The sequence below is a fragment of the Ruoffia sp. FAM 20857 genome (genome assembly GCF_045528645.1).
GTDB classification, from domain to species: Bacteria; Bacillota; Bacilli; order Lactobacillales; family Aerococcaceae; genus Ruoffia; species Ruoffia halotolerans.
The window spans coordinates 1-11732 of record NZ_JBGQRB010000055.1; the positions used below are offsets into that span (position 1 = coordinate 1).

Sequence of the window (11732 nt, forward strand, 5' to 3'; positions counted from 1 at the left end):
ATGAGAACACAACACAAACTATCGTTGCATAGAGAGACACTTAAACATAGGAATAAAAAAAGAGCCAAGGTGACTGCGTCACCTGGCTCCTCGGTCCACCAACATCAAAAATTCATGAACCGAAAAAGTGAGCTAATTGTATAAATTAGCTCACTTATGACATATTTTCTATTTAATTATTTTGGCTTATTCTTCAGATGATTCTTCTTCAGATGATTCTTCTTCAGTTGATTCTTCAGACTCTACTTGAGATGATTCTTCCGAAGTTTCTTCTGATGTTGACTCTTCGCTTGATTCTTCAGATGACTCTTCAGATTCTTCACTAGACTCTTCAGATTCTTCACTAGACTCTTCTGCATCAGCTGTTAAACTTGCTAATTTAGCATCATTTGTAGCTTGAGTTGCTAAAGCGATGAATGTTGTAGAAAGTTCTTCTTGACCTTCTACCGGCTCAACACCTTCAACATTTCCAGCTTCTACTAAAGCAGCTGCTAATTCATCAGCAACGTCTTGATCTTCAGCTTCAAATATTGCGTCAGTAATTTCGCCACCCTCAACAGTAATTGTTAAGTCTTCAGCTGTATATTCACCGTCTGCTAATTCTAGTTCATCAACATTAACTTCTTCAGTGTTGCCTTGTGCAGCTAACTCTAATAATACTTGCGAAGTGAATTGGAATGAAGTTGATGTTGAAGTTGCACCTGAAACAACATCTACGTCTGCTGATTGTGATTCAACTAATGCATCATTTAATTCTTGAGTTGCATCTGCCGATGATACGCCAGCTACTTCTTCCATTTGAGTATTGTACTCTTCATCTTCTGATTTTAAGTCTCCGTCTTCATTTTCGTAATCAAAGTTTGAATCAGTAATTTCTCCATCTGCAACAGTGATCGTATGAGTTACAGCCCAACCACGTTCGTCTGGGTTACCTACAACTGAGTATTCACCGTCTGTTAATGCACCAGCTTCTGCTGATTCGTCAGTTCCTACTACTGCAGCATCGTCAGCTGATTCTTCTGAATCTGCTGATGATTCTTCGTCAGTTGACCCTTCCGATTCTTCTGATGTTTCTTCTTCAGCTGACTCTTCTGATTCTTCTGATGTTTCTTCTTCAGTTGACTCTTCCGATTCTTCTGATGTTTCTTCTTCAGTTGACTCTTCCGATTCTTCTGATGTTTCTTCTTCAGTTGACTCTTCCGATTCTTCTGATGTTTCTTCTTCAGTTGACTCTTCTGATTCTTCTGATGTTTCTTCTTCAGTTGACTCTTCTGATTCTTCTGACTCTTCAGTTGTTTCTTCCGATTCTACTTCTTCTTCGACAACAGTTGATACTTCAGATTCTACGCTTTCTGGTGCTTCTTCTTCAGCGCCACAGGCAGCTAATATAAACATTGATCCTAATAATAGAGTACCCTTTAATAAATTCTTTTTCATTAATGTCATCTCCTTTTTTTGGTAAGTGTTTACCTTCGTGATACAAAGGCAAAATTACTTAAACTTAGTTTATAATAGAATCATTTATTTGTCTAGTAATGACTCTGGTGTTAGTACTGTCGATTAGATATTAGTAAGATTATTTTCTTGATTTGTGCTTTATACTCAGAATCACTTATTCTATCTAGATAAAATAAGGCTTTTTCAATATATCGTTCAATGAGTACTTCGGTGTCGTGAAAAGCGCCGGTTTCTTTCATCATTAATGACAACTTATCTAATGATGCTTCGTCCCACTCAACCGTTTCATTTACATAACGTCTTACCGAGTCACTCTTCTCCATCGCAAGTAGTAATGGCGCCGTGTAATTTCCATTTGGAACATCTTGCATACTTGGTTTTCCGGAAGTGCCTGCCGGGACTAAAAAATCAATTAAATCATCTTGTAATTGAAAAGCAATACCTAAATAGGTTCCAAGTAATCTTACATTTTGTGCTTTTCGGATGTCATTATTTGCTAGATAGTAGCCACCTGAAGCTGACAGTCCGAATAACATGGCTGTCTTTCCTCTTATTTGACGAATATAATCAATCATTGTCATCTCTTTATTAAAGGTATTAGCTAGTTGACGCAATTCACCACTCATAATATTTTCTAAAATCCACTTATTGCGGTTTTGGAACTGAACTTCATCAATTAAATCAGATACTAAACGGCCACTGTAGCTAAAGAGATAATCACCTGCATAAACCGCGATTTTATTACTTTGTGCTATGTGCATCGCTTCAATACCACGTCTTAAATCGGCGCTATCAATCACATCATCATGAATCAACGTTGCTAAATGCAGTAACTCAATCGCTGCCGCATATGTAATTATTTTTTTGTTCATACTGCCGTTTTCCATATAGAAAAACATCAAAGATAAACCTGCACGTAGATATTTACCTGGCGCATCAATGTATTCTTGTATCTTAGCTTCTATTTCGGGTATGCGAATAGAAATACCTTTACGCATGGTTTGTTTAGTTTCTTTTAAGGCTTTTTCTATCTCAGGATACTCACGCCAAATCTCATGTATCAATGTTTTTTTCTCCCATCTATAAACATTATAAAAATATAAAAAACCAGGATTTAACGAAGATAGGTCTACTTTCTATCCGTTAAAATCCTAGCTTTCGATTTAAAATAATCTATTCTTTTATCCTATATTATCTGTGTAGATATGCTTAGGTTTCCCCCATATCCAACCATCGAATAGTTTACCTAACCATGGCATTACATAGTAGTCTAATCCAAATGCTCGACCTGCCCCCATCATTAAAGCAATTGCAGCTGGGATGAACCACATGTTAACCCATACAAACATTCCTGATAAGCAGAACATTGCTACTAAGACAACAGTTAAACCACTTACTAGGAATGTGAATAATCCAGCAATTAAAGCTAAACCAATTCCTAATTCTACTAATGACATCATTTTTTGCATGAATAATGCAACATCTTGATTTGGCATCATGAATTCCATAATTGATGCGAACCAACCTGGCATTTCATCAAAGACTAACATTGGCTCTTCACCGTAAACATAGTTTAAACTAAAGATTTGTTCTGCCACTTCAACAACTTCTTCTGTTTCAGTTGCTGACGCTGCACTTGTTACTTCTTCTTGTAACCAAGGGAACGGGAAGACAACTTCATCTTCAAACCAAGATTGACCACCAAACATACCAAATGTTTTCTTCAACCCTTCAACTAACCACATAGCTCCATAGAAGAGACGTAATGGCACTGACCATAAAATATTACCATGAGCAGATAAGTGACCACGGAAAATATTACGTTTGTGTTTGATTGTAAAGAATTCGTGACGAACATACAACCATGCATAGTAGAAACTTCCAATACTTAAGAAGTAAATCACGTTAGCTGCATGTTTAATGAACATGGCGATAAAGCCTTGAACACTGTATTTATCATAGAGATAAGCTACACCATAAGTTGATCCAATAGATACCATGTTACCATCATATTTACCTTCGAATTCTTCTTTTTCAGTACCACTAATTTCTGAAATGATTGATGTTGCTGCAACATCACCTGTTAACTCTGCCGCTTGAACGATTTGAGGTGTAGGCATGTTGTTGTTTGTTGGATCTTCATAATAAACTAAATCTCCAGCTACGAATACATTGTCGTATCCTTTTGCTTGCATGTATTGGTCTGCTACTAAACGACCAGCACGTGCTTGTTCAACACCCCATTCACTAGCATCAGTATTCGCTTTAATACCTGCAGTCCAAATTGAAGTATATGTAGCAATTTTCTTACCTGAAGCAAGTTCAATATGATCTTCCGCGATTTTAGCAATTCCATCACCTAAAGTAATATCAATGCCTTTTTTACGCATATATTTCATAGCGCGCTCTTGTTCTTTTTCTGTAACAGTATTTAAAATCTTTGGAGCAGCTTCTACTAAATGGAATGAGATTTCATCTGGATTTAATTTGTGTTCTTCAGCTAAGATTGGTAACCATTCAACTAATTCACCAATCATCTCAACACCAGTAAAACCTCCACCACATACTAAGAATGATAGCAATGCACGACGTTTAACTGGGTCGTGTTCACGCGCAGCTTTATAAACCATATCAATAATATGTTCACGAACGCGTTCTGCATCTTCCATTGACCATAATGTGAATCCATTCTCTTTCACTCCGTCGATACCAAAATCATTTGGCTCAGCACCAACAGCTAATACTAAATAATCAAATTTATAATTGCTTTGTTCTCCAATAACAACATTGTTATCGTGATCAATTTCAGATACATTATCTGTTACTAATTTTACGTTGTTCAAACGATGGAAAATACGACGTAAATCATATTTAATTGCATCTGGTTCTAAACGTCCACCCGCAATTTCATGTAATTCAGTCATATATGTTAAATATGAATGACGGTCAACTAATGTAATATTGACAGTTTTGTCTTTTTTATATTTCTTACCTAATTTTCTTGCCGCTGCAACACCGGCAAAGCCAGCACCTACAATTACTATTTCTTTTGCCAATTATATTCACTTCCTATCAAATAATTTCGTTCATAGTATACCGCTAGTATTACGTTTTTACAATGTGTTTTTTACTTTAATATTTTTTTCACAAGTAATTTCGTTGTTTATCCCATAGGAACAAAACTACTAGCTCGCCATTTCACATATTATTTTTTTTATTGTATTTATAATATCAAGTGATCGATGCTATCTAAATACGAATTTTATACTAATTCAATGATTAAAAATGGTGTTTATTTTTTCACAAACACTTTTTTTGAATCACATGAATCTCGGCTTGTAGCTGAATTCACATATACAAACAATAAAATGCCGCTGTACATCAATGAGTGATATACAGTGGCGTTTGTAAGTGATTATTTATTATTTTTAACTGATTTTGGTAATATTAGTGTGGCTTCAGGATAAGTAAAACGGGAATCTTTGCGATATAGACCTCTGAAATTTTCAACGATTGCTTTTTGTGCGACATCTTTACCTTGAGTGATTCTTGAAATTATTGTTTGTGTCATTTCATAGCCTCCTGATTATGTATGTTCTTTTACCTTATCTAATTTAACATACTCATCAAATGACTTTCTTTAAAGTTCCCTAAGAAATCGCTAGTCTTTTCATGAGTTTATCTTTAACTAAATGTGAAGTTCTCACGAATAATAAGTAATTGCTCATTCATTCTCAAAAAAAGACAACCGATTTAATAATCAGCTGTCTATTATATGTTATAAATTATTCTGCAGACTCTTCAGTAGTCTCTTCAGTCGTTTCTTCTGCTGATTCTTCTGTTGTTTCCTCAGCTGTTTCTTCTGAAGTTTCTTCCGTAGATTCTTCAGTTGTCTCCTCAGTTGATTCTTCTTCTGTTGCTGCTTCATTGTTTGCATTTGCAAGATCAATTAAGTCTTGAACAGCGTTTTGTAAGTCTTCGTCATGAATTTCATATCCAGTATCTTGGAGTAATTGACCTATCACTCCATAAGCGAATTGGCTATCAGCAAAGCGTGAAGTAACGTATTGTTCTTCAACATCTTCACGAACATCTTCTAATGGTTGTTTTTCACCATTATTGATTGTGCGAATAACGTGGAAACCGTATTGTGATTCTACAGGCGTTTCTGTCATTTTACCGTTCTCTGAGTTTATTACTGCTTCTTCAAATTCTGGAACCATTTGTCCGGCCGGGAATGGTTGTAATAATCCACCGTTTTGTGCAGTTGAATCTAATGACACTTCTTGTGCTACTGCATCAAATTCTTCGCCATTATTAATGCGTTCAATCACATCTAAGGCTTCTTCTTCTGTTTCAACTAAGATATGTTGAGCTTCCATTAAAGGTGAATATTCATTTTCATAGTAGTTTGTAATAGCTTCATCTGACATGTCTATTTGGCTTTCTACAACTTCTTGGAACATATTTCTTACAAAGATTTGGTAAGTATATGTTTCGATATCACTTAAGCCTTGGTATGCTAATAATTGTTGGAAAACTTCTTCCCCACCCGCTTCGTCGATCTGAGCTTGGACTTCTTCTTCCGCTGCAGTTCTTAGTGCTTCAGCATCCGATACATTTTGTTCTAAGACAGTTTCTAGAATGATTGTTCTCAATGTTGTATCACCAGCGATAGCTTTCATTGATTCATATAATTCCTCTTTAGTAATATCCTCGCCACCTACAGTTGCAATGACCTCACCTGCTGATTCTTCTTGTGCCATTACTGAGGCAATACTACCTAGTCCTGAAAGTAATAATGTTGATGTTAAAGCAACTAATGATACTTTTTTTAGCGTTTTTTTCATAAAGTTTTTGGCTCCTAACTATTTTTAAATATGTTACAAATATATCATACTTTATCTATTTGAACTCCATGTTAATATATTAATCTAGGAAAATTCAAACAAATTGATTTAAGTTCATTTAAATTAATTAATTATTAAGATTAATTTCTTCTACTTGTTCTTCAATATCTTCGTTTAAATCCTCGATATGACGTTGAATCCGATTAATTCTTGGCGTGGTTTCTTCTTCGAAATGTTGTAACGATGTTTGAATACCATCTGTCGCAGTTTTAACACTATCCATGCCTTCTTGAGTTAATTTCTGCACTGACATTCTTAAATTGTCTACTTTATAACGAACATCATTCACATCATCCGTTGTCGTATCAATAAAGTGCTTCAAATCTTCACGCGTTTCTTTACCGCTCTTGGGCGCATTCATTAACCCTGCTAGTCCTCCAAAGAAAGCTCCCCAAAATAATCCTGATTTAAATCCAACCATATAAATACACCTCTTTAATTTTCTTTGATTTGTGACGCAATTAATGCTGCTCTTTCATTGAACTCTTCTTGTGTATAGCTGTCTTGATTATTACTAAACTCGATAGCGAATTTATCATCTTCAGTGTAACGTGGTAATAGGTGCCAATGAGTATGGAAAACGGATTGATATGCTAACTCACCATTATTATTTACGATATTCATTCCTTTAACATCAGGAAATGCTTCTTTTATTGCATTTGCAATTTTAGGTAAGCGTTTCGCGACTGCTACCGCAACGTCTTCATCATATTCAAAGATGTTCTCAACGTGTTTTTTTGGTACTACTAAAGTATGCCCTGGAGTTACTTGCGTCATATCTAAGAATGCAAATACTTCATTGTCTTCATATACCTTCGCTGAAGGTATATCACCATCTATAATCTTACAGAAAATACAATCTTTCATCTTTATCTTCCTCTCATGTAATTCTTATCTTGTTTATCATACTAGATTTTATCGGAATTACAAAAAAATAACTAGGTAATTGGAGATCAATTTCACAAATAATTCATAAAACCGAATATAATTAGTAAATTCTTCAATCTTTATTCCCCGAAATCTTTACACACATATAGTTTTGATGTGCTATACTTTTATTACACAAGAAGTAAATGGAAAGTAGGTGGCAATTTTGCGCGTCAGTTTTAATTTGAATATGCGTAAGTTTATAACTTTTGTTCTATCAATCATGTTTTTAAGCATTAGTAATGGACAGGTTATTCAAGCCCAAGAAAATAATATAAATGATTCCCAACAAGATGAATTGCCTGACTCTTCTGAGGATCAAGAAATAAATGACAATGTAGATGATGAAAGTATGAGCCAACAGATAAGCATTTCTTTTGAGGAATTTGTTCCTTATGCAAATTTTATAAATTATCAATATCAAGGTGATCAAGTTTACTTTGATGCCCAAGATATTATTATGGAATATTCGCCTGATAGTAACGGAATTTTTCAAGTGACGTCATTTTCTGGCCAAGAAGCTATCGCTTATGTGTATCAAATCCGTGATACAGGCTTTTATGAACTCGCTTCTTTCAATGATTATTATGTTGTAGACGATTTACGTTACTCACCAGAAGCAAGTGATAATGATGAATCGCTCATTTTACCGAGTGATTTAACTATTGGATCAAGCTTTTCAAGTGGATACAACAAAGAAAAAAGACGCAAGGTATCCGAATTAATAAGTTCATATGATGTAGGTGGCCAAACCTTTAATGATGTTCTTCGTATTGAAGAACAGGCGCAAGAAGATAGTGGTTCTGTTACTTATAATTACTACTTTGCCCCAACTGTCGGTATTATTGTAATTGAACGAACTGCTTCAGATGGTACAACGCAACGTGTCTTACAATTAATTTCTGCACAAGGTTCAAGTCAATAAGCAAAATACCTTCTAACGATGAGTACTTTTTCAAGTAGCTTCGTTAGAAGGTATTTTTTATTTATGATTTGATAACCAATTTTTTTGGTCTGTATTTGCGACGTGTTCTTTATGATACATCTGAAGAACTGAGATACGCTCGAGTAAAAAATTCCCAAGGAAGCCGACAACAAAGCCAGCTAAAATCCCAGAAATTGATAAAACCGGAAGATAATTCATCACGGAGAACGATCTTGCAAATAAGGCTGCTACACTTAGTTGTCCAATGTTGTGCATTACCCCTCCGAGAACAGAAATCCCAATAATACTCACCTTATTAGGTCCTAGTTTTTTCGACCATAACATTGCAAAGTAACTTAACAATCCCCCCGATAAACTATAAAAAAACGTTGACATATTACCACCAATTAAAGCAGTGAGTACAGTTCGAATTAACACGACTTGAATACTTTTTGAAAAAGGCAGTGTGAATATAGCAATCACAGATATTAAATTCGCTAAACCTAATTTAGCTCCAGGAGCAAAGGAAAGAGGTGAAGGGATCGCTCCTTCAAGAATACTTATAACTACTGCCTGTGCAGCTAGCATGGCAATGTACACCATAATTTGATAACGACTTCGTCTCATCTCATTCCTCCATTAAACAACTTATCTATATACTTCCAATTATCTCTCATAACTATTCTCACAGTATACACGTATTTATTTATATTGTTAACCGTTCATGCAAAAATAAAACAAAAGATACTTAACAATTGAATAAAATGAATTGTTAAGTATCTTATTAATTTAAACGCCGCCAGAGGGAATCGAACCCCCATCCTAAGAACCGGAATCTTATGTGATATCCATTACACTATGGCGGCTTAACTTCTCTATTATAGCCATCTTTAGGTTATATTTCAAGATACAAAAAAAGAAGCAGCGCCGTCGCACTACTTCTTTCAAAGATATTCCTTATTAAGACTATAAAGCTTTTATGACGGCATCAGTAAAGCCTATAGTAGTCATCTCTCCACCTAAATCTTTAGTAAAGTTATTTGAATCACTTAAGACGGTGTCTAATGCGTTTCTTAGGCGATTTGACGCATCTTTTTGCTCAATATGATCTAGCATCTGGCAAACCCCCAAGAGTATCGCTGTGGGGTTTGCTAGGCCTTTGCCTGCAATATCAGGGGCTGAACCATGTACTGCTTCAGAAATTGAAATATCTTCGCCAATATTTGCTCCAGGTACTAAGCCTAAACCACCTACTAAACCTGCCATTAAATCAGACAGAATATCACCATAGAGGTTCTCAGTAACTATAACATCAAACTGCTTAGGATTAATGACTAATTGCATCGCCATATTATCGACTAAAATTTCTTTGAATTCTATGGATGGGTACTCTTCAGCTACGCCTCGGGCAACATCTAGGAACAATCCATCTGTCAGCTTCATAATATTTGCTTTTGTCACAACTGTCACACTTTGACGATCATTCGCTTTTGCATATTCAAAGGCTTCGCGTACAATTCGTTCTGATGCGGATCGTGTGATGATCTTAATGCTATGAGCTTCATCATCTGAAATTTGCTTTTCGACACCTGCGTATAAATCCTCTGTGTTCTCTCTAAAGAGAATTAAGTCTAAATCTTTGGTTAAAGATGGGATGGTTCCTAAACTTTTTACAGGACGAATATTCGCGTACAAATCGTATTTCTTACGTAAGGCTACGTTAACACTACGGAAACCTTTTCCGATCGGTGTCATAATGGGTCCTTTTAACACGATCTTATTCTTTTCAATACTTTCATAAACATCATCTGGAATTAATGTACCTTGTTTATTAAAGACAGCTTCACCGCTGCAACAACTTCCCATTCAATTCCAATATCTAGCGCATCTACAATATTCCGTGTACTTTCAGTAATTTCGGGACCAATCCCGTCGCCTGGTATTAATGTAATTTTCACATCAATTGCTCCCTTCATTTTCTAAAATTGATTCTACAAAGATATTGGCATTATCCCTGTAACTGCACCAACTATAACAAAAACAATAAATATTCCTAGTGATACGAGAAGGCCTTTTTTCTGCCAGTCGCCCCACTCCACATTTGTCATACCTAATAATACATAAGCAAAAGGTACTAATGGACTGAATAAGTGGAAAGCTTGTCCCATTAAAGATGCAAAAGTTAACTCTAGGCAGTAAAGCCGTAAGCCGTTCCTGCTTCAGCAAGAATAGGCATCATTCCGTAGTAGAATGCATCATTATGTAAGAAGTATGTACCTGGAGCGGATATAATAGCAACAATGATACCAAAGAAGCCACTTAAGCTTTCTGGAATGATTGAATTCAAACTTGATGCAATCCCATCATCCATTCCAGTTGCTTGTAAAACTCCCATAAATACTCCAGCACCAAATACTGTCATAACAACTTGGTTAGCTTCACTTGCATTATTATCAATACGCTCTTTTTGCAGTGTCAACGACCCGTAGTTTACAAGTAACGCAATAACTGTACCAACCATAAAAATGATTGCTGATGGAATGACATTGGCGATTAATAACCCTATGGCAACAAATACAGTAATCGCATTGATCCAAACATTCTTAGGTCGACGGATATCAAGCGTCTCTTGATCTTCGATAACCATTAATTTCTCAAGTTCATTATTCGATAGATTCACGACACCTAAACGTTTCCGTTCACCGCGACCAATCACATAAGCTACGATAAACATGTGAATAATTCCAGCAATCATCATTGGTGTTAAACCACGCATAACATCTGCTTCACTTACATTCATTACTGCAATCGCACGCGCTGTTGGTCCACCCCATGGTAGCAAATTAATAATTGAATGTGATGTCATTGTTAATACGGCTAAATCTAACCTCTTCATATTTAGACGTTTGTATATTGGCACAAAAGCCGTACATACAATAATCATTGTCGTGGTTCCATCACCGTTTAATGATACTGCGGCAGTCAATGCGACTGTTGCAATCATCACTTTCAGTGGATTTCCTTTTGCAAAACGAATCATAGCGTTTGAAAGCGGGTCGAATAGACCAGCATCAATCATAATTGTGAACATATATATTGCAAAGAATAGCATGATACCTGTCTGCGCTGTACCTAGTAGACCATCCATTGCAGCCTGTCCAATATCAATATTCCATAAGCCAAATAATTGACCCATAATCGCCCATACTATTGGTAGGAAAACTAAGCCAACGAAAGGAGATATCTTTTTCATCATAATTAGAATCATAAAAACAATTATTAATAAATAACCCATTAAAGCAACCATTTATACACCTCATTATTTTATGTTAATTTTAGATGAACAAAAAGTTATTTAATCATCTTTTTTTAAATATTCATTAAGTATCCTGAATAATTCATACTTTTAAATATTGAGTTATTCTAGTCGTTATTTTTCAATTTTGGATCACTTTATCGAAATTAAAATATTTTAATCGATTTTCTAAGCTAAAGAAAAACTTTTTAGTCTC

The 11732-nt window shown here is 35.4% G+C and carries 11 protein-coding genes, 1 tRNA gene and 1 pseudogene; 1 reads left to right on the forward strand and 12 read right to left on the reverse strand.

Annotation, left to right across the window (positions count from 1 at the left end):
* Positions 1-186: 186 nt before the first annotated feature.
* The 7 genes from ACEN4N_RS10130 to ACEN4N_RS10160 form a co-directional block, all read right to left on the reverse strand.
* Positions 187-1437: an FMN-binding protein gene (locus tag ACEN4N_RS10130; protein ID WP_407089732.1), complete on the reverse strand. Its 1251-nt coding sequence runs from the start codon at positions 1435-1437 to the stop codon at positions 187-189.
* Between the two features lie 110 nt (positions 1438-1547).
* On the reverse strand, positions 1548-2522 hold the full coding sequence (locus tag ACEN4N_RS10135; protein ID WP_407089731.1) for a polyprenyl synthetase family protein: 975 nt from the start codon (positions 2520-2522) through the stop codon (positions 1548-1550).
* A gap of 117 nt (positions 2523-2639) precedes the next feature.
* On the reverse strand, positions 2640-4514 hold the full coding sequence (locus ACEN4N_RS10140) for an FAD-dependent oxidoreductase (RefSeq protein WP_407089730.1): 1875 nt from the start codon (positions 4512-4514) through the stop codon (positions 2640-2642).
* A 359-nt stretch (positions 4515-4873) separates the two neighbouring features.
* Positions 4874-5029, reverse strand: coding sequence for a hypothetical protein (locus ACEN4N_RS10145; RefSeq protein WP_218931869.1), 156 nt, complete (start codon positions 5027-5029; stop codon positions 4874-4876).
* A 214-nt stretch (positions 5030-5243) separates the two neighbouring features.
* Positions 5244-6308: a peptidylprolyl isomerase gene (locus ACEN4N_RS10150; protein ID WP_407089729.1), complete on the reverse strand. Its 1065-nt coding sequence runs from the start codon at positions 6306-6308 to the stop codon at positions 5244-5246.
* 127 nt (positions 6309-6435) lie between these two features.
* A complete protein-coding gene (locus tag ACEN4N_RS10155; protein ID WP_138405069.1) occupies positions 6436-6789 on the reverse strand; it encodes a YtxH domain-containing protein in 354 nt (117 codons plus the stop codon).
* Positions 6790-6803: 14 nt separating this feature from the next.
* Positions 6804-7235 carry an HIT family protein gene (locus ACEN4N_RS10160; protein ID WP_407089728.1) on the reverse strand — a complete coding sequence of 144 codons (432 nt, stop codon included), beginning with the start codon at positions 7233-7235 and terminating at the stop codon, positions 6804-6806.
* A 250-nt stretch (positions 7236-7485) separates the two neighbouring features.
* On the opposite strand from ACEN4N_RS10160, the gene ACEN4N_RS10165 reads away from it, so the two are divergent.
* Entirely contained in the window at positions 7486-8220 is a 735-nt protein-coding gene (locus ACEN4N_RS10165; RefSeq protein ID WP_407089727.1) for a hypothetical protein, read from the forward strand.
* 57 nt (positions 8221-8277) lie between these two features.
* On the opposite strand, the gene ACEN4N_RS10170 is transcribed toward ACEN4N_RS10165, so the two are convergent.
* The 5 genes and pseudogenes from ACEN4N_RS10170 to ACEN4N_RS10190 all read right to left on the reverse strand — a co-directional run bounded on the left by ACEN4N_RS10170 (position 8278) and on the right by ACEN4N_RS10190 (position 11527).
* The gene (locus tag ACEN4N_RS10170) at positions 8278-8847 is read right to left on the reverse strand and encodes a Gx transporter family protein (RefSeq protein WP_138405072.1); all 570 of its coding nucleotides are present in this window, start codon (positions 8845-8847) and stop codon (positions 8278-8280) included.
* A gap of 167 nt (positions 8848-9014) precedes the next feature.
* A tRNA-Arg gene (locus tag ACEN4N_RS10175) sits at positions 9015-9086 on the reverse strand.
* Positions 9087-9186: 100 nt separating this feature from the next.
* On the reverse strand, positions 9187-10086 hold the full coding sequence (locus tag ACEN4N_RS10180) for an isocitrate/isopropylmalate dehydrogenase family protein (protein WP_235888846.1): 900 nt from the start codon (positions 10084-10086) through the stop codon (positions 9187-9189).
* The gene (locus tag ACEN4N_RS10185) at positions 10035-10178 is read right to left on the reverse strand and encodes an isocitrate/isopropylmalate family dehydrogenase (protein WP_235888845.1); all 144 of its coding nucleotides are present in this window, start codon (positions 10176-10178) and stop codon (positions 10035-10037) included. Before ACEN4N_RS10185 ends, ACEN4N_RS10180 begins: the two co-directional genes overlap by 52 nt.
* A 33-nt stretch (positions 10179-10211) precedes the next feature.
* Positions 10212-11527: pseudogene (locus tag ACEN4N_RS10190) on the reverse strand (CitMHS family transporter).
* Positions 11528-11732: the final 205 nt, after the last annotated feature.